Origin of the sequence: Rhodovulum sp. ES.010, from assembly GCF_900142935.1 — a bacterium.
Lineage (GTDB): Bacteria > Pseudomonadota > Alphaproteobacteria > Rhodobacterales > Rhodobacteraceae > Rhodovulum.
On record NZ_FSRS01000001.1, the window covers coordinates 507,000 to 530,650 of the forward strand.

The window sequence follows — 23,651 nt, forward strand, 5'->3', positions numbered from 1 at the left end:
CGGAAAGACGTTCGTTTTGATCGAAGGGTCGGCATGCTCAACCTGCATCACCTGCGTCTGTTCCGGGCGGTCGCCCGCGACGGAACGCTCACCGGGGCGGCCCGCGCGCTCAACCTGTCGCAATCGGCGGTGTCGGCGCAGATACGGACGCTGGAGGCGGCGCTGGGCCACGACCTGTTCGAGCGGCGGGGGCGGGGGCTCGTGCTGACCGAGGCGGGCCGGATCGCGCTGGACCATGCCGAGGCGATCTTCCGCACCGCCGACGACCTGAGCGCCACCCTGCGCGAGGCGGGGCGGGCGCGGCGGGCGCTGCGGATCGGGGCGCTGGCCACGCTGTCGCGCAACTTCCAGATGGCGTTCCTGCGGCCGCTCGTCGGGCGGGCGGATGTCGAGCTCGTGCTGCGCTCCGGCTCGCAGGCGGAGCTGCTTCGGGGGCTCGACGCGTTGTCGCTGGACGTGGTCCTGACGGACCTGCTTCCCGCCCGCGATGCCGCCAGCCCCTATCTCGTGCACCGGCTGGCGGAGCAGCCCGTGGGGCTGATCGGCACGCCGGCGCGGGTCGGCGCCGGGGGGCGGTCGCTGGCGGACGTGCTGAACGCCGAGCCGGTGATCCTGCCCACGCCCGAATCCGCCCTGCGGGCGGGCTTCGACGCGCTGGCCGAACGGCTGGGAATCGTGCCGCGGATCGCCGCCGAGGCCGACGACATGGCGATGATGCGGCTTCTTGCGCGCGAGGATGCGGGCCTGGCGGTGATTCCGCCGATCGTGGTGCGGGACGAGTTGACCGCGGGCACGCTTGTCGAATGCGCGCAGCTGGACGGGATCAGCGAAGCCTTCTGCGCCGTGACCCTGCAGCGGCGGTTCCCCAATCCGCTGCTGGCCGAGGTGCTGCACGCGGAGGGGTTTCCGGCGGTGTGACGGCGCCGCGGCCGGCGCGGGTTTGACAGGTCGTGTGTCGCGTGAAAGCCTGCCGAAGGGGGGAAGGCATGGACGCCGAACGCAAGACGAACATCTTCGTCGCGGGGCTGGATCCGTTCAACCTGCGCCTGCTGCAAAGCGTGCGCCGTGCCGATCGCTACGCGTTCCACCCGCTCTACGAGCTTGAGGAGATCACCTACGCGCCGAGCTTCGACATCGAGGCGCTGCTGGACAAGGGCCGGGCGATCCTGCGCGATTTCGACGGGCCGGTCGACGCCATCGTCGGCTACTGGGATTTTCCCTCGATCGTGATGCTGCCGATCCTGCGGCGCGAGATCGGATTGCCCGGCCCCAGCCTGGAAAGCGTCCTGCGGTGCCAGCACAAGTACTGGAGCCGCCGGGAGCAGGCCGGGGCCGTGCCCGAGACGGTGCCGCGATTCGCGCTGGTCGATCCCTTCGAGGCCGATGCCGGCGATCCGCCGCTGCCCTATCCGTTCTGGATCAAGCCGGTCACGTCGCATTCCTCGATCCTGGGGTTCCGGGTCCGGAACCGGGCCGACTACGCGCATGCTCTGTCCGAGATGCGGGCCGGCATCCATCGCTTCGCCGGACCGCTGGAGGTGCTGATGGGGTATGCCGACCTGCCGGACGAGATCGCGGCGGCGGGGGCCGCGCAATGCATCGCCGAGGAGATCATCTCGACGGGCCGGCAATGCACGCTGGAAGGCTACGTCTTCGAGGGCGAGACGACGGTCTACGGCATCGTCGACTCGATCCGCGGCCGCAACCGCTCCAGCCTCGAACGCTACGAATACCCCTCGGCGCTGCCCGAACCGGTCAAGGCGCGGATGCGCTCCTACGCGGCGACGGTGCTGGAGCGGATCGGCCTGGACGACACGCCCTTCAACATGGAGTTCTTCTACCAAGCACGGGACAAGCGGTTGTCGCTGCTGGAGATCAATGCGCGCATCTCCAAGTCGCACAGCCCGATCTTCGACAAGGTCGAGGGCGTGCCGCACAAGGAGGTGATGATCGACGTGGCGTTGGGGCGCCGGCCCGAGTTTCCCGCCCGGCGCGGCGCCTATCGCTACGCCGCCAAGTTCATGCCCCGGCTCTACGGCCATTCCGACGACGAGATCGTGACCCACGCCCCGTCCGAGGCGGAGGTCCGCGCGCTGGAGGCGCGCTACCCCGGCACCGACATCAAGATGCATGTCGACCAGGGGATGCGGCTGCGGGACGATCACCATTACGACGAGTACAGCCACGAACTGGCGGCGATCTTCATGGGGGCCGACAGCCGCGACGCGCTGCACGCCAATTTCCGCCGCCTGTTCGACGAGATGGACATTCGCACCGCCCGGCCGGGACGGACCCCGCAATGAGCGCGCCGGCCGTCCGCACCGCGTTTCCCCGCGCCATCCGCGACCGCGAGACCGTGTGGATCCCGATGCGCGACGGGGCGCGGCTGGCCGCGCGCATCTGGCTGCCCGAGGATGCCGAGTCCGACCCGGTGCCCGCGGTGCTGGAATACATCCCCTACCGGCGGCGCGATTTCACCCGCGCGCGCGACTCGGTCATGCACGCGTACGTCGCCGGCCACGGCTATGCCTGCGTCCGGGTCGACCTGCGCGGCAGCGGCGATTCCGACGGCGTTCTGCGCGACGAATACCTGGAACAGGAGTTGCAGGACGGCTGCGACGTGATCGAGTGGCTGGCCGCGCAGCCCTGGTGCAGCGGCACGGTGGGGATGATCGGGATATCCTGGGGCGGGTTCAACGGGCTGCAGATCGCCGCGCGCCAGCCGCCGGCGCTGGGCGCGATCATCACCGCCTGTTCCACCGACGACCGCTATGCCGACGACATCCACCACATGGGCGGCTGCCTGCTGGGCGACAACCTGTCCTGGGCCTCGGTGATGTTCTCCTACACCTCGCTGCCGCCCGACCCGCAGGTCGTGGGCGCGCGCTGGCGCGACATGTGGACCGAGCGGCTGGAGCGCAGCGGGCTGTGGCTGGAAACCTGGCTGCGGCACCAGCGCCGCGACGCCTATTGGCGCCACGGCTCGGTCTGCGAGGATTACGCGGCGGTGCGCTGCCCGGTGATGGCGGTCAGCGGCTGGGCGGACGGCTATTCGAACGCGGTGTTCCGGCTGTTGGCCAACCTCGACGGGCCGCGCCAGGGGCTCATCGGGCCGTGGAGCCACAAGTACCCCCATATCGGCGTGCCCGGCCCGGCCATCGGGTTCCTGCAGGAATGCGTGCGCTGGTGGGACCACTGGCTGAAAGGCATCGACGCCGGCGTGGACGACGACCCGATGCTGCGGGTCTGGATGCAGGACAGCGTGCCGCCCAGCGCGCGGTACGCGCACCGGCCCGGCCGCTGGGTGGCCGAGCCGGACTGGCCGTCCTCGAACGTCAGGACGGTGCGCCGCGGGCTGGGGCCGGGGGCGATCCTGGCCGAGGGCGACACCGGGCCGGAGGCCGACCTGCCGATCCAGTCGCCGCTGACGCTGGGGCTTTTCGCGGGCAAATGGTGTTCCTACGCCGCCGGTCCCGACCTCGCGCACGATCAGCGGCAGGAGGATGGCGGGGCGCTGATCTTCGACAGCGCGCCGCTCGACGCGCCGCTGGAAATCCTGGGTCGGGTCTGCGTCGAACTCACCCTGTCCAGCGACCGGCCGCTGGCCATGGTCGCGGTGCGGCTGTCCGATGTCGCCCCGGACGACAAGGCCACCCGCGTCACCTACGGCATGCTGAACCTGACCCACCGCACCTCGCGCCAGCATCCCGAGCCGCTGGAACCGGGCAAGCGCTATACCGTGCGGATCGGGATGAACGACATCGCCCAGTCCTTTCCCGCCGGGCACCGGCTGCGCCTGGCGGTCTCGACCTCCTACTGGCCGCTGGCCTGGCCTTCGCCCGCGCCCGTGCGCCTGACGATCCATCCCCGGCAGAGCGCGCTCGACTTGCCGGTGCGCGCGCCGCGCCCCGCGGATGACGGCCTGCGCGCGTTCGGCCCCCCCGAGGGGGCGGCGCCCACGCCCCGGCGCGTGGTCGAGACCGGGCATCACAACTGGCTGGTGCATCGCGACCTTGCACGGGACCTCTCGACGCTGGAGGTGATCAACGACAACGGCATCCTGCATCTCGACGAGATCGACCTCGACGTGGAGAACCGCGCCTTCGAGTGGTATTCCGCCCAGGGCGACGATTTCCTCTCGCCGCGGGGCGAGACGCGCCTCCTGCGCGGGCTGAAGCGCGACGACTGGGCGGTGCGCACCGAGGCGCGCACGGTCCTGACCTCGACGCCCGCGGAGTTTCGCATCTCCGCCGATCTCGATGCCTGGGAGGACGGCAACCGGGTCTTCTGCCGGAGCTGGAATCTGTCGCTGCCGCGGGATTTCGTATGAGCGCCCGGAAACCGCCCGGCGTCGCGCGGCGTTGCCGCCGCGGAAGGTGCCGAAAGCGTTTGAACTCCGCGACGATTTTGTGAACACTCCGGCCGAACGAGGGGGGCGAGGGCCGATGACGGTCATTCACCCGCACAGACCCGAAGCAGCGGCCCGAGGCGCCGCCGCGACCGTTCTGGCCGCGTTCACGGCGATACGGGCGGCGGGCCGCCCCGTCCCGAACGACAATAACGCCCGTGCCCTCGCGTCGGGGGCGGGCGGCTTTCCAAGACGCGACGAGGCCCCGAGCCACGACACAGGCAAACATCACATGGTCCAACTGGAGATCACCATGAAACTCAGAAACCTCATGGCCACGGCCGGCGTGCTGGCCCTTCTCGGCACGGGCGCGTCCGCCGCCCAGACCCTCGTCTACTGCTCCGAGGGCTCGCCCGAGGGCTTCGACCCGGCGCTCTACACCTCGGGCACCACCTTCGATGCCTCCTCGCACCCGGTCTTCAACCGCCTGGTGGAGTTCGAGACGGGCACCACGAATGTCGTGCCGGGCCTCGCCGAAAGCTACGAGGCGTCCGAGGACGGGCTGGAATACACCTTCAAGCTGCGCCAGGGGGTGAAGTTCCATTCCAGCGACCAGTTCACGCCGAGCCGCGACTTCAACGCCGATGACGTGATCTTCACCTTCGAGCGCCAGTGGAAGGACGACCACCCCTACAACGAGGTCTCGGGCGGCACCTGGGAATATTTCGAGTACATGGGGATGTCCGATCTCATCAAGGAGATCGTGAAGGTCGACGACTACACGGTGAAGTTCGTCCTGAACCGGCCGGAGGCGCCGTTCATCGCCAACATGGCGATGGATTTCGCCTCGATCCAGTCGAAGGAATATGGCGACGCGATGATGGAGGCGGGCACGCCGGAGATGCTGAACCAGCAGCCCATCGGCACCGGCCCGTTCCAGTTCGTCGCCTACCAGAAGGACGCGGTGATCCGCTATGCCGCGAATCCCGACTACTGGAAGGACGGCCTGCCCAAGGTCGACAACCTGATCTTCGCGATCACCACCGACAACTCGGTCCGCTACCAGAAGCTGAAGGCGGGCGAATGCCATGTCATGCCCTTTCCGAACCCGGCCGACGTGCAGGCGATGAAGGACGACCCCGAGGTCAACGTCCTCGAACAGGAAGGGCTGAACGTCGGCTACCTCGCCTACAACACGCAGATGGCGCCCTTCGACAACCCGAAGGTCCGCAAGGCGCTGAACATGGCGATCGACAAGCAGGCCATCATCGACGTGGTGTTCCAGGGCACCGGGACGGCGGCCAAGAACCCGATCCCGCCGATCATGTGGTCCTATAACGACAACGTCGAGGACGACCCGTTCGACCCCGAGGCCGCGCGCGCGATGCTGGAGGAAGAGGGTGTCAGCGACCTGTCGATGAAGGTCTGGGCGATGCCGGTGCAGCGGCCCTACAACCCCAATGCGCGCCGCATGGCCGAGCTGATCCAGGAGGACTTCTCGCAGATCGGCGTCGATGTCGAGATCGTCACCTACGAATGGGGCGAGTATCTCGACCGCTCGAAGGACGCCGACCGCGACGGCGCGGTGCTGCTGGGCTGGACCGGCGACAACGGCGACCCGGACAACTTCCTGGCGCTGCTCGGCTGCGACGGCGTGGGCGGGGCCAACCGCGCGCAATGGTGCCACGAGCCGTTCCAGGAGCTCCTGGAGGCCGGCAAGGTGACCTCGGACCGCGACGAGCGCACCGCGATCTACGAAGAGGCGCAGGCCGTCTTCAAGGAGCAGGCGCCCTGGGCGACCATCGCGCATTCGGTCGTGTTCATGCCGGTGCGCCCCGAGGTCGAGGGCTACAAGGTGCATCCGCTGGGCGGCCACATCTTCACCGAGGTGGGGCTGTCCGAGTGACGGCCTGACGACTGCGGGCGGGGCCGATGGCGGCCCCGCCCGGCTTATGGGGGTTTCATCGACATGGCGTCGAAACTTGCGGACTATGCCGGGCTTGCGTCCCGGCTGGGGATGGATGCCGTGGCCCTGGTGCCCGGCCCCAACTTCACCCGGATGACGGGCCACGGCTTTCACAGCAACGAACGCCCGCTGGTCGTGGTGGTCCCGGCCGAGGGACCGCCCGCGGCCATCGTGCCGAATCTGGAACTGCGGTCCTTCGATCTTCTGGATTTTCCCGGCGCGGTATTCGACTGGCGCGACCAGGACGGCTACCAGCCCGCCTTCGAGGCGCTCGCCCGGCACATGCCGCTGGGGCGGCTGGCGGTCGAGGGGCAGGTGATGCGGGTCTTCGTCCATCACGCGCTGGCGGCCGCCTATCCGGGGCTCGACCTCGTCGATGCCGAACGCGAGATCTCTGCGCTGCGCCTGCGCAAGACCGGCGATGAGATCGCCGCGCTGGAGCGGGCCATCGCGATTTCCGAACGCGCCCTGGCCACCGTGCTGGACCGGGTGCGCCCCGGCCAGACCGAGAAGCAGGTCGAGCAGATGCTCATCCAGGCGCTGTTCGCCGAGGGGGCCGAGGACCTGGCCTTTCCGCCGATCGTGGCGGCCGCCGACAACTCGGCGCGGCCGCACGCCGCCGCCCGTCCCGACTACGCTATCCGGGCGGGCGATGCGCTGCTTCTGGATTTCGGCGCCCGCTGGGGCGGGTTCTGCGCCGACATCACCCGCACGGTGTTCGTCGGGCATGCCACCGACGAGGCGCTGGAGGTCTACGACACGGTTCTCAGCGCGAATCTCAAGGGCCACGAGATCGCGAAACCGGGCGTCACCGCGCACGCCGTGGACGATGCGGTGATCTCGGTGCTCGAATCCTCGCCCTTCGCCGAGCATATCCGCACCAAGACCGGCCACGGGCTGGGCCGCGAGGTGCACGAGGCGCCCTACATCATGCGCGGCAATCCCCAGCCGCTGGAGCCGGGCATGGTCTTCACCGACGAGCCGGGCCTGTACCGGCCGGGCGGGTTCGGGGTGCGCATCGAGGACGACATTCTCGTCACGGAAACCGGCTGCCAGTCATTGACCACCTTTCCCCGCGAGTTAATAGTGACCGCCTCATGATCCGCTACCTCCTCGCACGCCTGCTGACCTTCTTGCCCACCTTCATCGGGGTGACGCTGATCTCGTTCGCGTTCATCCGCGTGCTGCCGGGCGACCCGATCATCGTGATGGCCGGCGAACGCGGGCTGAGCGAGGAGCGCTACCAGGAGCTTTACGAACAGTTCGGCTTCGACGAGCCGCTGGTGGTGCAGTTCTGGAACTACCTCACCGGGGTGCTGCAGGGCGACCTGGGCGTGTCCTACGTCACCAAGCGCCCGGTCTGGGACGAGTTCTTCGCGCTGTTTCCGGCCACGCTGGAACTGTCGATCTGCGCCATGGTCTTTGCCATCGCCGTGGGGCTGCCCGCGGGCGTGATCGCCGCGGTCAACCGCGGCAAGCTGTTCGACCGCGTGCTGATGTCCTCGGCGCTGGTGGGCTATTCGATGCCGATCTTCTGGTGGGCGCTGCTGCTCATCATCATCTTCTCGGGCAATCTCGGCTGGACTCCGGTCTCGGGGCGGATCGATCTGCTGTATTTCTTTGAGCCGGTCACGGGGTTCATGCTGATCGACACGCTGCTGTCGGGGCAGGATGGCGCGTTCGCCTCGGCCGCGCGCCACCTCGTCCTGCCCGCGATCGTCCTGGGGACGATCCCGCTTGCGGTGATCGCGCGCCAGACCCGTTCGGCGATGCTGGAAGTCCTGTCCGAGGACTACATCCGCACCGCGCGCGCCAAGGGGCTGTCGCCGCTCAGGGTCAACGGCATGCACGCGCTGCGCAACGCGATGATACCGGTCATCACCGTGATCGGCCTGTCGGTCGGCACGCTGCTGGCCGGCGCGATCCTGACCGAGACGATCTTTTCCTGGCCGGGAATCGGCAAGTGGATGGTCGACTCGATCTTCCGCCGCGACTACCCGGTGGTGCAGGGCGGGCTTCTTCTGATCGCCTCGATGGTGATGGTCGTGAACCTGACGGTCGACATCCTCTACGGGCTCATCAATCCCAAGATCAGGGCGCGGAAATGACGGCAGACACCGACGCACAGGGAACGGCGCCGGCGCGGCAGGGCCAGCTGGCCGAGTTCTGGTACTATTTCCGCGAGAACCGGGGCGCGGTGATCGGGCTCTACGTCTTCGTGGCCTTCGTCTTCGTGGCGCTCTTCGCGCCGCTGCTGGCCCCCTACGACCCCACCGAGCAGTTCCGCGATTACACCCTGCTGCCCCCGGCTTGGGCGGACGGCGGAACCTGGGCCTTTCCGCTGGGCACCGACCCGCTGGGGCGGGACATGCTCTCGCGGCTGATCCACGGCGCGCGGTTCTCGTTCTTCGTCGGCATCGTGGTGGTGGTCGTCGCGGCCTCGGGCGGCATCCTGATCGGGCTGATCGCGGGCTTCGCGCCGAAATGGCTCGATACGCTGATCATGCGGCTGATGGACGTGATCCTGGCGTTTCCGTCGCTCCTGCTGGCGTTGGTGCTGGTGGCGATCCTGGGCCCCTCGCTGCTGAACGCGATGATCGCCATCGCGCTGGTGCTGCAGCCGCATTACGTGCGCCTCACGCGCGCCTCGGTGATGGCCGAGCGCACCCGCGATTACGTGGTCTCGGCCCGCGTGGCGGGGGCCAAGCTGCCCCGGCTGATGTTCGTGACCGTGCTGCCCAATTGCCTGGCACCGATCATCGTGCAGGCGGCGCTGTCGTTTTCCACCGCGATCCTGGATGCCGCGGCGCTGGGCTTTCTCGGCATGGGGGCGCAGCCGCCCACGCCCGAATGGGGCACCATGCTGGCCGAGGCGCGCGAGTTCATCCTGCGCGCCTGGTGGGTCGTCACCTTCCCCGGCGTCGCGATCCTGGTGACGGTGCTGGCGATCAACCTGATGGGCGACGGGCTGCGCGACGGGCTCGACCCCAAGCTCAAGCGGAGCTGAGCGAATGGCGCTGCTCACCATCCGGAACCTCTCGGTGGATTTCGCCACCGCGTCGGGCCAGTTCCGCGCGGTCGACGCGATGGACATCACCGTCGAGGCGGGCGACATCCTGGCCATCGTGGGCGAGTCCGGCTCGGGCAAGTCGGTGTCGATGCTGGCGCTGATGGGCCTTCTGCCCTGGACCGCGACGGTCACCGCCGACGAGATGAGCTTCGACGGGCAGGACCTGCGCGATCTCGCGCCGCGCACCCGCCGCAAGATCGTCGGCAAGGACATCGCGATGATCTTCCAGGAGCCGATGTCGTCCTTGAACCCGTGCTTCACCGTGGGCTTCCAGATCAAGGAGGGGCTGAAGAAGCATCTCGGCCTTGACGCCAAGGCGCGCCATGCCCGCGCGCTGGAACTGATGGAGATGGTGGGCATCCCCGATCCGGCGCGGCGGCTGAACGCCTTTCCGCACCAGCTGTCGGGCGGCATGAGCCAGCGGGTGATGATCGCGATGGCGATCGCCTGCCGCCCGCGCCTGCTGATCGCGGACGAACCGACCACCGCGCTCGACGTGACGATCCAGGCGCAGATCCTGGACCTCTTGACCGCGTTGCAGGCCGAAACCGGCATGGCGCTGATCCTGATCACCCACGACATGGGCGTGGTGGCCGAGACCGCGCGGCGCGTCAGCGTCCAGTATGCCGGCCAGAAGGTCGAGGAACAGCCGGTGGAGCCGCTTTTCGCGACCCCGCACCACCCCTATACCGCGGCGCTGCTCGCCGCGCTGCCCGAACGCGCCACGACGCGTATCCTGCCGACGATCCCGGGCGTGGTGCCCGGCCAGTTCGACCGGCCGAGGGGCTGCCTTTTCGCGCCGCGCTGCCAGTATGCCGACGAGACATGCCGGCAGGTGCCGCCCGTCGTCCAGCCGCCGGGGCTTGGCTGGGCACGCTGTCACTATCCGCTGCCACACGGGGAGGGCCGGGGATGAGCGAACCCGTCGTCAGCGCCCGCGGCCTGTCGCGCTTCTACGAGGTCGGGGGCGGCCTGCTGTCGAAGCCGCAGGAGATTCGCGCGCTTTCGGAAGTGAGTTTCGAGATTCCGCGCGGGCGCACGCTTGCGGTTGTCGGCGAGTCGGGCTGCGGCAAGTCCACGCTCGCGCGCGTCGTCACGATGATCGAGCCGCCCAGCGAAGGCGGCTTCGCCATCGAGGGCATCGGGATCACGCCCGACCAGTGGGACGCGCATCGCGACGCCGTGCAGATCGTGTTCCAGGACCCCTACGGCTCGCTCAACCCGCGCCAGCGGGTCAGTGCCATCCTGGCCGAGCCGCTGAAGATCAACCGCAAGGACATGTCCCGCGCCGAGCGCGAGGAAAAGGTGCGCGAGGTGATGCGGCTGGTGGGTCTGCGCCCGGAATTCTACGACCGCTACCCGCACATGTTCTCGGGCGGGCAGCGTCAGCGCATCGCGGTCGCCCGCGCGCTGATGCTGGAACCGAAGGTGCTGGTGCTGGACGAGCCCGTTTCGGCGCTCGACCTGTCGGTGCAGAGCCAGATCCTGAATCTGCTGCTGGAACTGCAGGAGCGGCTGGGGCTGACCTATCTGTTCATCTCGCACGACCTGTCGGTGGTCCGCCATGTCTGCGACGAGGTGATGGTGATGTATCTCGGCCGGGCGGTCGAGACCGGCACCAAGGACGAGGTGTTCGAGCGGCCGCGCCACCCCTATACCGTCGCGCTGTTGTCCGCGACGCCAGTGGCCGACCCGGTGCGCGAGAAGGAACGCATCAAGCTGTCGGGCGAGTTGCCCTCGCCGCTGAACATTCCGCCGGGCTGCCCTTTCGCCGCGCGCTGCTGGAAGGCGCAGGACCGATGCCGGGCCGAGCGCCCCGTGCTGGAGGGCGACGGGCACAAGGCCGCCTGTTTCTACCCGGAGAACACCTGACGCCGGCCCGCGCCGCCGCGCGGGGCTCTCACTCCGCGTCGGGCAGCAGCTTGCCGGGGTTCAGGATGCCCTTGGGGTCGTAGGCCGCCTTCAGCCGCCGCATCCAGTCGAGCGCGTTCCCGTGTTCGGCGCGCATGTATTTGCGTTTTCCCAGGCCGATCCCGTGTTCGCCCGTCACCGTGCCGCCGAGGCGCAGCGCGGTCTCCGCCAGCCGCCGCGAGAATTCCGCGACGCGTTCCATCTCGTCGGCGTCTTCGGGGTTCAGCCGCACCCCGCAATGGAAGTTCCCGTCGCCGACATGGCCGACGATGGCGCTGGTCAGGCCCAGATCGCGTGCACCGGCCTGCGCGTCGGCCACCGCCTCTGCCAGCGCCGAGATCGGCACGCAGACATCGGTGGCGAGCGTCCGCTTGCCGGGCTCCAGCGCGCCGGTCGCGTGGTGGGCGTTGTGGCGCATCCGCCAGAGGGCGCTGCGCGCCTCGGTCGTCGTCGCGTCCTGCCAGCCTGACACGCCGTGATCCTCGGCGATCTCGCGGAACAGCGCCGCCTGGTCGGCGACCGCGCCGGGCGCGCCGTGGAACTCCAGGAAGAGATGCGGCATTTCGGGCATCTCGGCGCCGGCGTGGAGGTTGAAGCCCCGCACCATCATCTCGTCGACGAGCTCGATCCGCGCCATGGGGATCGCCGCCGGCATGACCTCGATCACGCAGGCCACCGCCTCGGCGACGCTCGGGAACCGGCAGGTCGCGGCCGCGACCGCCTCGGGCAGGGGGTGCAGGCGCAGCGTGAGTTCGGTGATGATGCCGAGCGTGCCCTCCGAGCCCACCAGCAGATGCGTGAGATCGTAGCCCGAGGCCGATTTCCGCGCCCGGCTGCCGGTCCGGATCACGCTGCCGTCCGCCATCACCGCCTCAAGCGCCATGACGTTGTCGCGCATCGTGCCGTAGCGCACGGTGGTCGTGCCGGAGGCCCGCGTGGCCGCCATGCCGCCGAGCGAGGCATCGGCGCCCGGATCGACCGGAAAGAACAGCCCCGAGTCGCGCAGCGCGTCGTTCAGCCCGGTGCGCGTCAGGCCGGGCTGCACCACCGCGTCCATGTCGCCGCCATGGACCGCCAGCACCCGGTTCATGCGCGACATGTCCAGGCTGATCCCGCCCGCGACGGGCAGGTGCTGGCCTTCGAGCGAGGTACCGGTGCCGAAGACGGTGACCGGCGTACCATCGGCGGCACAGGCCCGGACGATGGCCGCCACCTCCTCGGTCGATTCCGGGAAGGCGACGGCGTCGGGCAGGGCCGGCGGGAAATGCGACTCGTTCCGGCCGTGCTGGTCGCGCACGGAGGCGCCCGTCGACAGGCGCGGGCCGAGCAGGTCGGCGAGGTCGGAAAGGGCGCTCATGGGGACCTCCTGTCTGGGTGACGCGCCCCGGTGAACCGCGACCGGGCGGCGAATGCAAGGGGCCTCAGCCATAGGTGGCCAAGAGCGCCTTCAGGTCGTCCAGCGTGTTCGCCTCGGCCGGCGGCTTGTCGCGGCGCCAGCGTGCCATGCGCGGGAAGCGCAGCGCCACGCCCGACTTGTGGCGGGTGCTTTCCTGGATGCCCTCGAAGGCGATCTCGAAGACCTGCTCGGGCCGGACCTGGCGCACCGGCCCGAAACGCTGGAGCGTGTTGCGCCGGACCCAGGCGGTGATCGAACGGAACTCGGCGTCGGTGAGCCCCGAATAGGCCTTGGTGAAGGGCACGAGGTCGGCGCCGTCCCACACCGCGAAGGTGAAATCGGTGTAGAGCGTGGCGCGGCGGCCGTGGCCGGCCTGGGCATAGATCATCACCGCGTCGACGGTCAGCGGGTCGAGCTTCCATTTCCACCAGTCGCCCTTCTTGCGCCCCGCCAGATAGGGCGCGTCGCGGCGTTTCAGCATCACCCCCTCGGCGCCCTCGGCCCGCGCGCCTTCGCGGATAGACGCCAGCGCCGGCCAATCGTCGAAGGGCAGGAGCGGCGACAGGCGCAGGGGGCTGTCCTCCGGGAGCCCGGCGAAGAGGTCCTCCAGCCGCGCGCGGCGCTCGGCAAGCGGCGTTTGCCGGATGTCGCGGCCCTGGTGTTCGAGAAGGTCGTAGGCCTTGAGCACCACCGGCGCCTCGGCCAGCAGTTTCTTCGGCACGGTCTTGCGGGTGATCCGTTTCTGGAGCGCGGCGAAGGGCAGGGGGCGCCCGTCCATCCACGCGAGAATCTCGCCGTCGATCACCGTGCCCTCGGGCAGGAAGTCGCGGGCGGCCACGAGTTCGGGGAAGCGGTCGGTCATCAGTTCCTCGCCGCGGGACCAGACGAAATGTTCGGCCCCCCGGACGATCAGCTGGCCGCGGATGCCGTCCCACTTGTATTCGGCAAGCCAGTCGGCCGCGTCGCCCAGCCCCTCGGCGCCCTCCTCGACCTGGTAGGCCAGGTAGAACGGGTAGGGCCGCGAAAGCTGCGCGGCGGGGTCGGGGGCCTCGATGAGCCCCGCCCAACTGGTCGTCGCGGGCGTCCAGTCGCCCATCAGCCGGTGCGCAAGCTCCGCCTCCTCGATGCCGGTGGCCTGCGCCAGCGCGCGCGTCATGAGCTTTTGGCTGACGCCGACGCGGAAGCCGCCGGTGATCAGCTTGTTGAACAGGAACCGCTCGGTGCCGTCGAGCGCGTCCCAGGCGGCGAGGATGCGGGCCTTGCGCTCGGGCTCGGGCAGATCGGCAAGCGCGACGATCTCGGCCATCCAGTCCGAGAGGCTGGCGGTGCTGTCGCCGGTGGCGGGGGGCAGCACCAGCGCGATGGTCTCGGCCAGGTCGCCCACCACGGGGTAGCATTCCTCGAAGAGCCATAGCGGCAGCCCGGCGCGTTCCGCCGCCCATTCGCGAAGCCGCGTCGTGTTGACCGCCCGGCGCGGGCGGCGCCCCGACAGAAGCGCCACGGTCCAGAGGCGGTCGTCCTCGGGGGCTTGCGTGAAATAGTCGGCCAGCGCCGCGACCTTGGGGGTGATCCTTGTGGTGCGGTCGAGCGCGGTGAAGAGGGCGGCGAAGCGCTTCATTCCTCCTCCCCGTCCGCGCGGTCGAGGCTTTCGCCCTCGAAGGCGGTCTGGACGATCTCGGCGTCGTAGCCTTGCTCGGCCAGCCAGCGGCGGAAGACGCTGGTATAGCCGTGGGTCACGAAGACGCGGCTTGCGCCTGTCTCCCGGATCGCGTCGTTCAGCCCGGCCCAGTCGGCGTGGTCGGACAGGACGAAACCGCGGTCGGCGGCCCGCCTGCGGCGCACGCCCCGGAGCGCCATCCAGCCCGAGGCGAAGCCGGTGGCCGCCTTGCCGAATCGCCGGGCCCAGGGCCCGCCCAGCGCCGAGGGCGGCGCGAGGACCAGCGCGCCGGCATGGGCCTTGAGATCGGTGTCGGGCGTGACCTGCACGGTGTCGGGCAGCGCTATCCCCTGGGCGCGCATCACCGCGCAGGTCGCCTCGACCGCGCCATGGGTCAGGATCGGCCCGATGCCCGCGTCCACGCCCGCGAGCAGGCGCTGCGCCTTGCCCAGCGCGTAGGCGCCGAGCAGCGTGAACCGGCCCTCGGCCGCGGTCTGCGCCCACCAGGCGTCGATCTCGGCGAACACCTCCGCCTGCGGGCGCCACTTGAACACCGGCAGCCCGAAGGTGCATTCGCTGATGAAGGCATGCGCGGCGACAGGCTCGAACGGCTCGGAGAGCCCGTCATCCTCCAGCTTGTAATCGCCCGAGACCACCCAGACCTCGCCGCCCACCTCGACCCGGATCTGGGCCGAGCCGGGCACATGGCCGGCCGGGTGGAACGACACGGTGGCGTCGCCGATCCGGCGCGTCTCGCCATAGCGGACGGTGTCGAGGCGAATGTCGCCCAGGCGGTGGCGGATCACCGGGGCGGCGGTGTCGGTCGCGAGGTAACGGCCGTGGCCCGGCCGCGCGTGATCGGCATGGCCATGGGTGACGAGCGCACGGTCGACCGGCGCCCAGGGGTCGATGAAGACATCGGCCGCGGGGCAGTAGATGCCGCGCTCGGTGAAGGTCAGGACGGCCATGCTGGGCAGTATAGGGCCGGGCGCGGCCGGGGCCACGGCGCCCGCATGTCAGACGGAGACGGCGGAGGCCGGCCCGGTTCCCGGTCCGCCGAGCGGGGCACGCGGCGCGGCGTGGCGGAGAAAATGCTCGGCCACCTCGTCGAAGACGCGGTCGCGGACCGACGCCCCTTCCATCATCACCTCGTGGCGCGCGCCCTCGATCTCGCGAAGGGTGCCGGACGGCCAAACGCCCTTGACCGTGCGGATCGCGTTCGGGCAGACGATCCGCTCGTCGCTGCCGAGATAGGTCAGCGCGGGCAGGGGCGGCGGCGGCATGCGGACCAGCGCGCGGGTCTCGCGCAGCGCCTCGTGCAGCCAGCTGAGGCTCGGGCCGCCCAGCGCCATCTCGGGCCGCGCGGCGATTTGCCGGCGCATGTAGCCGTACATCTCGGCGTCGCCGGTCAGTTCGTTGTCGTCGAAGTCGCTGGCCTCGACATAGGCCGCGGCGCCGCGGCCCGGCGTGACCCGGCTGCCCAGGCCCAGGGGGCGGCTCGCGGCGCTGATCATCCAGGCCGCCGGCCGCATCAGGGGTGGCATCCGGATGCCCCACATCGGCGCGGTAAAGACGACCGAGGCCACATCCAGCCCACCGTGCAGGGCGCGCAGCCCGATGCAGCCGCCCATCGAATGCGCCAGCAGGTGGAAGGGGCGGGGCAGGCCCAGCGCGCCGGCGGCGCGCGCCATCGCCTCCACGTCGCGCTGATAGGCCGCGAACCGGTCGACATGGCCGAGCACGGGGTCGTCATGCAGGCGGTCGGCCAGCCCCTGTCCGCGCCAGTCGATCGCCACCGTGGCGAAGCCGCGCGCGGCCAGGTCGGCGGCCGCGCGGCCGTATTTCTCGACATACTCGGTGCGGCCGGGAAACAGGAGCACCGTCGCCCGCGCGCCCGTGGCCCCCCAGACGGCGAGGCGCAGCCGTATGCCATCCGCGGCCATGATCCAGAACGCCCCGGCGTCTCCGGGGCCCTCGGCGATGTCGTTGTAAAGCGGTGCCTCCTCCATCGATCCTTTACTTGGGTCAGGAGAACATCTGGGCAAGTTGCATCGCCTTGCCCATGTCGCCCTCGATCTTGAGCTTTCCGGTCATGAAGGCGGCCGTCGGGTTCACCTCGCCATCCATCATGCCCCGGAACGTTTCGAGCGAGGCGAACAGCGTGACATCCGCCTCTTCGTCGCCGGGGCGGGCGCCCTCGCCGTCGATGATCACCGAGCCCTCGTCCTCGATCACGAACTTGACGACGCCGTCGACCGCGTTGTTCATCCGCTCGTTCAGGGTCTCGACGGCCTTGTCGATCATCTCGCTCATCTCGGTCCTCCGATTGTGATTGCGCGGGCTGTCGCATTTTCCGCGCGTTGCGCTAATCTCAAATGTGTTATGGGCATCTCGCGTCACATTCTCAATGCTGTCGTCACGGCATTCCTGGCCGCCGCGCCCGCCCTGGCGGACGGATCGCGGGCCGAGGCTCTGCTGGACGAGTTGCAGCAGCCCGACCTGCCGAACTGGAAGAATGTCGAGGACTCGATCTGGGAGGAATGGTCCAGATCGGGCTCGGCCGCGATGGACCTGCTGCTGCGGCGCGGTCGCGAGGCGGTGGAAGAGGGCGCGTTCGAAACCGCCATCGAGCATCTGACGGCGCTCACCGATCATGCGCCGGATTTCGCCGAGGGGTACAACGCCCGCGCGCTGGCCTATTTCAAGACCGGCCGGTTCGGCCCGGCCGTGGCGGATCTCGCCCGCACGCTGCAGCTTAACCCCCGGCATTTCGGGGCGTTGATGGGGCTTGGCGCCATCCTGGAGGAAACCGGGCGGTATGACGCCGCGTTGGAGGCGTATCAGCGTGCCCATGCTATACATCCGCACGATCCTGACCTAGAAGAGGCCGTGACACGGCTGGAACTCATGACCTCCGGCCGCTCGCTCTGAGATCGGGCGAAAGGGCAGGGAATGGCAGAGCAGGCGAGGATCACCGCGGTCCTCGGGCCGACGAATACCGGCAAGACCCATTATGCCATCGAGCGGATGCTGGCCCACCGGACGGGCGTGATCGGCCTGCCGCTGCGACTTCTGGCGCGCGAGGTCTATGACCGGATCGTGGCCCTGCGCGGGCCGTCCGTGGTGGCGCTGGTCACCGGCGAAGAGCGGATCGTGCCCGACCGCGCGCAATACTGGGTCTGCACCGCCGAGGCGATGCCCACCGGCACCGGCGCCGACTTCCTGGCGGTGGACGAGATCCAGCTTTGCGCCGATCCCGAGCGGGGGCATGTCTTCACCGAGCGGCTGCTGCACGCGCGCGGGTTGCACGAGACGCTGTTCCTCGGCGCCGAGACGATGCGCGGCGCGATCCAGGCGCTGGTGCCAGGGGCGCATTTCATGAAACGCGAGCGGTTCTCGGAGCTCGTCTATACCGGCTCGAAGAAGATCAGCCGGATGCCGCCGCGCTCGGCCATCGTGGGATTCTCGGTCGAGAACGTCTATGCCATCGCCGAACTGATCCGCCGGCAGAAGGGCGGCTGCGCGGTGGTGATGGGGGCGCTGTCGCCCCGCACCCGCAACGCGCAGGTGGAACTCTACCAGAACGGCGACGTCGATTACCTGGTGGCGACCGACGCGATCGGGATGGGGCTGAACCTCGACATCAAGCATGTCGCCTTCTCGGCGCTGTCGAAATTCGACGGCCGCCGGATGCGGCCCCTGCAGCCCAACGAACTGGCGCAGATTGCGGGACGCGCTGGGCGGCACACCCAGAACGGCAGCTTCGGCGTCACCGGCGAGGCGCGGCCGCTGGACGACGAGGTGGCCGAAGCGATCGTCGAGAACCGCTTTGCGCCGGTGCGCAAGCTGCAATGGCGCAATGCGCGGCTGGATTTCGGCAGCCCCGAGCGGCTGATCGCCGCGCTGGAGGCGCGCGCCGAGGGCGACTGGCTGACCCGTGCGCGCGAGGCCGACGACCTGCATGCCCTCAAGACGCTGGTCGCGCTGCCCGATCTGCGCGACCGCCTGCGCGACGCGCGCGACGTCAAGCTGCTGTGGGACGTCTGCCGAATCCCGGATTTCCGCGGCATCTCGTCGACCGAGCATACCGGCCTGCTCGAACGCATCTTCGGCTATCTGAACGAGTCGGGCCGGGTGCCGGACGACTGGCTGGCCAGGCAGGTGAAGCGCATCGACCGGACAGATGGCGACATTGACACGCTCTCGAAACGTCTGGCCTATATCCGCACCTGGACATATGTCGCACAGCGCACGGGCTGGGTGGCGGACGAAGAGCATTGGCGCGGCCTCACCCGCGCGGTAGAAGACCGCCTGTCCGATGCGCTGCACGGCGCGCTGACGCAGAGATTTGTTGACCGGCGGACGAGCGTGCTGCTTCGCCGGTTGAAGCAGAAGGAGAGCCTTGTGGCCGAGGTGAACGACAAGGGCGAGGTGACGGTCGAGGGACAACATGTGGGTCGCCTCGAAGGCTTCCGATTCCGTCAGGACGCGTCCGCCAGCCCGGACGAGGCGCGCACCCTGCGCCAGGCGGCGCTGGCGGCCCTCGGTCCCGAGTTCCACCTGCGGGCCGACCGGTTCTACAATGCGCCCGACACCGAGCTGGACTTCACCGAGCAGGGCGGCCTGATGTGGGGCGGGAACGCGGTGGGCAAGCTGGTGCCCGGCGCCGACCCGCTGAAGCCGCTGGTGGAGCCCTTCGTCGACGAGGAGGCCGGCCCGGACGTCGCCGAGAAGGTGCGCCGACGGCTGCAGCATTTCATCGACCGCCGCGTGGCCACCCTGTTCGAGCCGCTGGTGAACCTGCAGCGCGACGAGACCCTGACCGGGCTGACCCGCGGCTTCGCCTTCCGCATGGTCGAGGCGCTGGGCATCCTGCCGCGCGAGGGCGTGGCCCAGGAGGTCAAGCAACTCGACCAGGAGGCGCGCGGGCAATTGCGCAAGCACGGCATCCGGTTCGGGCAGTTCACGATCTTCATGCCGACGCTGCTGAAGCCCGCGCCGACGCGGCTGCGCCTGGTGCTGTGGTCGCTGTCCAAGGGACTCGAAGAGTTCCCCGAAAGCCCGCCGCCGGGGCTGGTGACGATCCCGTCGGGCGAGGGCGTGACGCCGGAAATCCACACGCTCGCAGGGTACCGCGCCGCCGGGGCGCGGGCGATCCGTATCGACATGCTGGAGCGGCTGGCCGACCTTCTGCGCGCCGAGGACACGCGCGGCGGCTTCGAGGCCAAGCCCGACATGCTCTCGATCACCGGCACGACGCTGGAGCAGTTCGCCGACCTGATGCAGGGACTCGGCTACAAGGCCGAGCGCGGCGAGCGGCCCAAGGTCAAGGGCGCGCCGGCGATCACGCCCGAAAAGGCAAGCGACGGCGAGGCGACGGCCGACGCGGACCCGGCCCCGGAGGCGACCGAGGTCCCGGCCGCGGAGACGCCCGCCGCCCCGGCCGAGGGGGAGGCCGCTCCCGAGGCGGCGACGCAAGACCCGGCGGAAGACGGCCCGACGGATGCGCCGGCCGGGGACGAGCCCGAGACCGAGGTGTTCTATACCTTCTCCTGGGCGCCCCGGCGGAAGGGCGGCGGACGCCCCTCGCGCGGCGACCGGCCCCAGGGCAAGGGCAAGCCGCGCGGCAAGCCCAAGGGCAAGGGCGGCCCCCGCCACGACAAGCCCGCGAGCTTTCAGTCGCGCCCGCCCAGGAAGGACAAGCCGATCGATCCCGACAATCCCTTCGCCGCCGCGCTGATGGGCCTGCGGGACAAGTCCTGACGGCGTGAGCGACGGCGGCCCCCGCCCGACGATCCGGCTGGACAAGTGGCTGTGGCAGGCGCGCTTCTTCAAGACACGCACGCTGGCGGCCAGGACCGTTTCGGGCGGGCATGTCCGGGTCAACGCCGCCAAGACCGACAAGCCGGGCGCGCGCGTCGGCCCGGGCGACACGCTGACCTTTCCGCAGGGGCGCGACATCCGAGTGGTGCGCATCCTCGCGCCGGGTGCGCGCAGAGGGCCCGCGACCGAGGCGCGCAGCCTCTACGAGGACTTGACCCCGATCAAGGAACGCCCCCCCGAAAATCCGCGATACGAGGGCCGCGGGCGCCCCACCAAGAAAGACCGCCGGGAGATCGCGCAGCGACGCAAACCCCCGCTTGAATGATGTGGCCCTGTGTTCTAGTTCCTGAACAACAAGGATAATGTGAGTCTGCAAATGACCTATGTCGTCACCGACAACTGTATCGCCTGCAAGTATACGGACTGTGTCGAGGTCTGCCCCGTGGACTGTTTCTACGAGGGGGAGAACATGCTGGTGATTCACCCCGACGAGTGCATCGATTGCGGCGTGTGCGAGCCCGAATGTCCCGCCGACGCTATCCGCCCCGACACCGAACCCGACATGGACCAATGGGTCGAGTTCAACCGCAAGTATTCGGAAATCTGGCCGGTCATCATCACCCGCAAGGACCCGCTGCCCGAGGCCGAAGAGCGTGACGGCGAGACCGGCAAGCGCGAGAAATACTTCTCGGAGGCGCCCGGCGAGGGCGGTTAACCTCCGATTCGGCCCGGCTGCACAAGCTGCGGGCAGGAAATCGCATTTCCGGACAGGGACTTGCGGCGGTCGCTCTGTCGCGGCGCTTCCCCGCGCGGCATTTTTCTGTTATGGTCTCTTCATAAATTGGCCGACCGAGTCCTGACGTGCCACACGCAGACTTTCGTCTGCGGGGTGGATTTTCAGCGCCTGAGTATCCATGTCTCCGGAAATAGACACTCCGGACACATGTTACGGCGCTGTGTCGGGGGTCCATGCGAGGAAGAATGAATGTCCAAAACCAAGAAAGCCGAGTTCCGTCCTAACGACTTCGTCGTCTACCCCGCCCATGGCGTGGGCAAGATCGTCTCGATCGAGGAGCAGGAGATCGCGGGAATTCCGCTCGAGCTCTTCGTGATCTCGTTCGAGAAGGACAAGATGACCCTTCGCGTGCCGACCCACAAGGCCAGCGAGGTGGGGATGCGCTCGCTCTCGACCCCGGATGTCGTGTCCAAGGCGATGGCCACGCTGAAGGGCAAGGCCAAGGTCAAGCGCGCGATGTGGTCGCGCCGCGCCCAGGAGTACGAACAGAAGATCAACTCGGGCGACCTGATCTCGATCGCCGAGGTCGTTCGCGACCTGCATCGCACCGACGATCAGCGCGAGCAGTCCTATTCGGAGCGCCAGCTTTACGAGGCCGCGCTGGAACGGCTGACCCGCGAGGTCGCCGCGGTTTCCGGCGCCGACGAGGCGGCCGCGCAGAAGCAGGTGGACGAGGTGCTGGTCTCTCGCGCCGCCTGAGCACTCGCCGGATCGGTTACCTCAGGCCGTGGCGTCCGCGCCGCGGCCTTTTTCTGTGGCTGCGTCCGCGTCCGCCTTGCCGTCCTCGACCTGCGAGATGTCCTCGCGGCTGGCCAGCGCCGTCTCCAGCTCCTTGTTGAGTTCGCGCGCGCGCTTGAGATAATCGGGGTTCTCGTCGGTCGGCACGCCGGGTACCCAGAGTTCGGCGAGCTCGCGCAAGGTGGCGCGGTCGTGCTTGTAGAACGCGAATTCCAGTTCGTGCGCCTCGTAATCCGAAACGCCCAGGTCCTCCAGCACGTAGCGCGCCGCCCGGAGGCTGGAGTCGAACATCTCGCGCACGATCTGCGTCGCGCCGGCGCGGTACAACTCGTAGGCATGCACCCGGTCATGGGCGCGGGCCACGATGCTGAGGTCCGGGCGCACCTGGCGGACGTAGCGCACCAGCTTGGTGGTGTCCTGCGGATCCTCCAGCGCGGCGACCAGCACCTGCGCCTCGTCGAGCCCGGCGGCGCTGAGGATCTCGGGCCGGGTCGGATCGCCGAAGAACGCGGTGAAGCCGAAGGTCCGCAACAGCTGCACCCGGTTGAGATCGTTGTCGAGCACCGTCGCGCGATAGCCCGACATCTGCAGCATGCGGTTGACCACCTGCCCGAAGCGGCCCACGCCGGCGATGATCACCGCGCGTTGTTCGTCGATCGCGTCGGGCTTGGCCGGGCTTGCGCCGTCCACGTGCATCCGCCGCGCCAGCACGTCGTGCAGGATGAACAACAGCGGCGTGAGCAGCATCGACAGGGCGATCACGATCAGAAGTGTCTGGCCGAGCTGCGTCGTGAGCACCGATTGCTGCAGTGAGAAGCTGACCAGAACGAACCCGAATTCACCGGCCTGCGCGAGGCCGAGGGTGAACAGCCACCGGTCGCGGCCGCGCAGCTTGAAGAGGATCGCGAGCCCGTAAAGGATCGCGCCCTTCATCGCCACCATGGCGAGCGTCAGCCCGAGGATGCGCGCGGGCTCGCCGAACAGCACGCCGAAATCGATGCCGGCGCCGACGGTGATGAAGAAGAGGCCCAGCAGCAGCCCCTTGAAGGGCTCGATATTGCTCTCCAGCTCGTGGCGGAACTCGGAATCCGCCAGCACAACGCCCGCCAGGAAGGTGCCGAGCGCGGGTGAAAGCCCCACCGCGCTCATCAGGACGGCGATGCCCACCACGATCAACAGCGCCATGAAGGTATACATCTCGCGCAGCCGCGCCATGTGGACGAAGCGGAAGAGCGGCCGGGTCAGGTAATGGCCCCCCAGGATCACCGCCGCGACTGCGCCGAGCGTCACCAGCGTGACGCCCCAGGCCGGCAGGCCCTCGATGATGGTCACGGCGCCGTGGGCGTCGCCGACGGCGTCGAGCCCGGAGCGGACCACCGACCCGTCCGGCCCGAGGTGGGCCGCGGGGGCGACGGCCAGAAGCGGCAGCAGGGCGAGCATCGGGATCACCGCGATGTCCTGGGTGAGCAGCACCGAGAAGGTCGCCCGGCCGCCCTGGGTGGGCATCAGCCGTTTTTCGGTCAGCGTCTGCAGGACGATCGCGGTCGAGGACAGGGCGAAGATCATGCCCACCGCCAGCGCCGCCCGCCATTCGAGCCCCAGCGCGGAGGCCACGGCGAACCCCGCGGCCGTCGTGAGCAGCACCTGCAACCCCCCGAGGCCGATCAGCCTGTGGCGCATCTCCCACAGCGCGCGCGGCTCCAGTTCGAGCCCGATCAGGAAGAGCATCAGCACCACGCCGAACTCGGCGAAATGTTGCAGGCTCTCGGAATCGGCGCCGAGGCCGGGCACGAGCCCCAGGGCGATGCCGGCCAGCAGGTAGCCCAGCACCGACCCCAGCCCCAGCCGCGCGGCCAGCGGCACCGCGATCACCGCGGCCCCGAGATAGACGGTCGCTTGCAGCAGGGCGAATTCCATGGGCGCCTCGTTCGAAATGGGTGATCCCA

20 protein-coding genes are annotated in these 23,651 nt (G+C 69.2%); 14 read left to right on the forward strand and 6 right to left on the reverse strand.

Annotated features, from left to right (window positions below; all coding sequences use genetic code 11):
* The first annotated feature begins 33 nt into the window (after positions 1-33).
* From BUR28_RS02555 to BUR28_RS02595, 9 genes are all read left to right on the forward strand, one after another.
* Positions 34-918, forward strand: a complete 885-nt coding sequence (locus BUR28_RS02555) for a LysR family transcriptional regulator (protein ID WP_074218686.1) — start codon at positions 34-36, stop codon at positions 916-918.
* A gap of 68 nt (positions 919-986) precedes the next feature.
* A complete protein-coding gene (locus BUR28_RS02560) occupies positions 987-2,303 on the forward strand; it encodes an ATP-grasp domain-containing protein (RefSeq protein ID WP_074218687.1) in 1,317 nt (438 codons plus the stop codon).
* Entirely contained in the window at positions 2,300-4,330 is a 2,031-nt protein-coding gene (locus BUR28_RS02565) for a CocE/NonD family hydrolase (protein ID WP_074218688.1), read from the forward strand. The genes BUR28_RS02560 and BUR28_RS02565 overlap by 4 nt, the downstream gene beginning before the upstream one ends.
* Positions 4,331-4,661: 331 nt before the next feature.
* Complete coding sequence (locus BUR28_RS02570) at positions 4,662-6,254, forward strand: ABC transporter substrate-binding protein (protein ID WP_074221486.1); 1,593 nt, start codon at positions 4,662-4,664, stop codon at positions 6,252-6,254.
* A 63-nt stretch (positions 6,255-6,317) separates the two neighbouring features.
* A complete protein-coding gene (locus tag BUR28_RS02575; RefSeq protein ID WP_074218689.1) occupies positions 6,318-7,415 on the forward strand; it encodes a M24 family metallopeptidase in 1,098 nt (365 codons plus the stop codon).
* Entirely contained in the window at positions 7,412-8,422 is a 1,011-nt protein-coding gene (locus BUR28_RS02580) for an ABC transporter permease subunit (RefSeq protein WP_074218690.1), read from the forward strand. The genes BUR28_RS02575 and BUR28_RS02580 overlap by 4 nt, the downstream gene beginning before the upstream one ends.
* Positions 8,419-9,321, forward strand: a complete 903-nt coding sequence (locus tag BUR28_RS02585; protein WP_074218691.1) for an ABC transporter permease subunit — start codon at positions 8,419-8,421, stop codon at positions 9,319-9,321. Before BUR28_RS02580 ends, BUR28_RS02585 begins: the two co-directional genes overlap by 4 nt.
* A 4-nt stretch (positions 9,322-9,325) precedes the next feature.
* On the forward strand, positions 9,326-10,300 hold the full coding sequence (locus BUR28_RS02590; protein WP_074218692.1) for an ABC transporter ATP-binding protein: 975 nt from the start codon (positions 9,326-9,328) through the stop codon (positions 10,298-10,300).
* Positions 10,297-11,256: an ABC transporter ATP-binding protein gene (locus BUR28_RS02595; RefSeq protein ID WP_074218693.1), complete on the forward strand. Its 960-nt coding sequence runs from the start codon at positions 10,297-10,299 to the stop codon at positions 11,254-11,256. The genes BUR28_RS02590 and BUR28_RS02595 overlap by 4 nt, the downstream gene beginning before the upstream one ends.
* Positions 11,257-11,284: 28 nt before the next feature.
* On the opposite strand, the gene BUR28_RS02600 is transcribed toward BUR28_RS02595, so the two are convergent.
* The 5 genes from BUR28_RS02600 to BUR28_RS02620 form a co-directional block, all read right to left on the reverse strand.
* Complete coding sequence (locus BUR28_RS02600; protein ID WP_074218694.1) at positions 11,285-12,652, reverse strand: FAD-binding oxidoreductase; 1,368 nt, start codon at positions 12,650-12,652, stop codon at positions 11,285-11,287.
* 64 nt (positions 12,653-12,716) lie between these two features.
* On the reverse strand, positions 12,717-14,309 hold the full coding sequence (locus BUR28_RS02605) for an ATP-dependent DNA ligase (RefSeq protein ID WP_074218695.1): 1,593 nt from the start codon (positions 14,307-14,309) through the stop codon (positions 12,717-12,719).
* Positions 14,306-15,316, reverse strand: coding sequence for a ligase-associated DNA damage response exonuclease (locus BUR28_RS02610; protein ID WP_074218696.1), 1,011 nt, complete (start codon positions 15,314-15,316; stop codon positions 14,306-14,308). The genes BUR28_RS02605 and BUR28_RS02610 overlap by 4 nt, the downstream gene beginning before the upstream one ends.
* A gap of 48 nt (positions 15,317-15,364) precedes the next feature.
* Entirely contained in the window at positions 15,365-16,357 is a 993-nt protein-coding gene (locus BUR28_RS02615) for an alpha/beta fold hydrolase (RefSeq protein ID WP_074218697.1), read from the reverse strand.
* A gap of 16 nt (positions 16,358-16,373) precedes the next feature.
* Positions 16,374-16,661 carry an SCP2 sterol-binding domain-containing protein gene (locus BUR28_RS02620; protein ID WP_074218698.1) on the reverse strand — a complete coding sequence of 96 codons (288 nt, stop codon included), beginning with the start codon at positions 16,659-16,661 and terminating at the stop codon, positions 16,374-16,376.
* Positions 16,662-16,730: 69 nt separating this feature from the next.
* On the opposite strand from BUR28_RS02620, the gene BUR28_RS02625 reads away from it, so the two are divergent.
* The 5 genes from BUR28_RS02625 (at position 16,731) to BUR28_RS02645 (ending at position 21,666) form a co-directional block, all read left to right on the forward strand.
* Positions 16,731-17,279, forward strand: a complete 549-nt coding sequence (locus BUR28_RS02625) for a tetratricopeptide repeat protein (RefSeq protein ID WP_083626388.1) — start codon at positions 16,731-16,733, stop codon at positions 17,277-17,279.
* Between the two features lie 21 nt (positions 17,280-17,300).
* Positions 17,301-20,111: a helicase-related protein gene (locus BUR28_RS02630; RefSeq protein ID WP_074218699.1), complete on the forward strand. Its 2,811-nt coding sequence runs from the start codon at positions 17,301-17,303 to the stop codon at positions 20,109-20,111.
* Positions 20,112-20,115: 4 nt separating this feature from the next.
* Positions 20,116-20,496: an RNA-binding S4 domain-containing protein gene (locus BUR28_RS02635; protein ID WP_074218700.1), complete on the forward strand. Its 381-nt coding sequence runs from the start codon at positions 20,116-20,118 to the stop codon at positions 20,494-20,496.
* Between the two features lie 51 nt (positions 20,497-20,547).
* Entirely contained in the window at positions 20,548-20,886 is a 339-nt protein-coding gene (fdxA, locus tag BUR28_RS02640; RefSeq protein ID WP_074218701.1) for a ferredoxin FdxA, read from the forward strand.
* A 270-nt stretch (positions 20,887-21,156) separates the two neighbouring features.
* Positions 21,157-21,666 (forward strand): CarD family transcriptional regulator, encoded by a 510-nt coding sequence (locus BUR28_RS02645; RefSeq protein ID WP_074218702.1) that lies wholly within the window; start codon positions 21,157-21,159, stop codon positions 21,664-21,666.
* A gap of 21 nt (positions 21,667-21,687) precedes the next feature.
* Here BUR28_RS02645 and BUR28_RS02650 read toward each other — a convergent pair whose 3' ends face one another.
* On the reverse strand, positions 21,688-23,622 hold the full coding sequence (locus tag BUR28_RS02650; RefSeq protein ID WP_074218703.1) for a monovalent cation:proton antiporter-2 (CPA2) family protein: 1,935 nt from the start codon (positions 23,620-23,622) through the stop codon (positions 21,688-21,690).
* Positions 23,623-23,651 lie beyond the last annotated feature (29 nt).

Excerpts from the sequence above, each read along its gene's own strand:
- BUR28_RS02605 (WP_074218695.1), bottom strand. The coding sequence starts at position 14,309 with ATGAAGCGCTTCGCCGCCCTCTTCACCGCGCTCGACCGCACCACAAGG.
- BUR28_RS02600 (WP_074218694.1), bottom strand. The coding sequence starts at position 12,652 with ATGAGCGCCCTTTCCGACCTCGCCGACCTGCTCGGCCCGCGCCTGTCG.
- BUR28_RS02580 (WP_074218690.1), top strand. The coding sequence starts at position 7,412 with ATGATCCGCTACCTCCTCGCACGCCTGCTGACCTTCTTGCCCACCTTC.
- BUR28_RS02595 (WP_074218693.1), top strand. The coding sequence starts at position 10,297 with ATGAGCGAACCCGTCGTCAGCGCCCGCGGCCTGTCGCGCTTCTACGAG.
- BUR28_RS02565 (WP_074218688.1), top strand. The coding sequence starts at position 2,300 with ATGAGCGCGCCGGCCGTCCGCACCGCGTTTCCCCGCGCCATCCGCGAC.
- BUR28_RS02620 (WP_074218698.1), bottom strand. The coding sequence starts at position 16,661 with ATGAGCGAGATGATCGACAAGGCCGTCGAGACCCTGAACGAGCGGATG.
- BUR28_RS02645 (WP_074218702.1), top strand. The coding sequence starts at position 21,157 with ATGTCCAAAACCAAGAAAGCCGAGTTCCGTCCTAACGACTTCGTCGTC.
- BUR28_RS02560 (WP_074218687.1), top strand. The coding sequence starts at position 987 with ATGGACGCCGAACGCAAGACGAACATCTTCGTCGCGGGGCTGGATCCG.
- BUR28_RS02610 (WP_074218696.1), bottom strand. The coding sequence starts at position 15,316 with ATGGCCGTCCTGACCTTCACCGAGCGCGGCATCTACTGCCCCGCGGCC.
- BUR28_RS02575 (WP_074218689.1), top strand. The coding sequence starts at position 6,318 with ATGGCGTCGAAACTTGCGGACTATGCCGGGCTTGCGTCCCGGCTGGGG.
- BUR28_RS02650 (WP_074218703.1), bottom strand. The coding sequence starts at position 23,622 with ATGGAATTCGCCCTGCTGCAAGCGACCGTCTATCTCGGGGCCGCGGTG.
- BUR28_RS02615 (WP_074218697.1), bottom strand. The coding sequence starts at position 16,357 with ATGGAGGAGGCACCGCTTTACAACGACATCGCCGAGGGCCCCGGAGAC.
- BUR28_RS02555 (WP_074218686.1), top strand. The coding sequence starts at position 34 with ATGCTCAACCTGCATCACCTGCGTCTGTTCCGGGCGGTCGCCCGCGAC.
- BUR28_RS02590 (WP_074218692.1), top strand. The coding sequence starts at position 9,326 with ATGGCGCTGCTCACCATCCGGAACCTCTCGGTGGATTTCGCCACCGCG.
- BUR28_RS02625 (WP_083626388.1), top strand. The coding sequence starts at position 16,731 with ATGGGCATCTCGCGTCACATTCTCAATGCTGTCGTCACGGCATTCCTG.
- BUR28_RS02570 (WP_074221486.1), top strand. The coding sequence starts at position 4,662 with ATGAAACTCAGAAACCTCATGGCCACGGCCGGCGTGCTGGCCCTTCTC.
- BUR28_RS02630 (WP_074218699.1), top strand. The coding sequence starts at position 17,301 with ATGGCAGAGCAGGCGAGGATCACCGCGGTCCTCGGGCCGACGAATACC.
- BUR28_RS02585 (WP_074218691.1), top strand. The coding sequence starts at position 8,419 with ATGACGGCAGACACCGACGCACAGGGAACGGCGCCGGCGCGGCAGGGC.
- fdxA (WP_074218701.1), top strand. The coding sequence starts at position 20,548 with ATGACCTATGTCGTCACCGACAACTGTATCGCCTGCAAGTATACGGAC.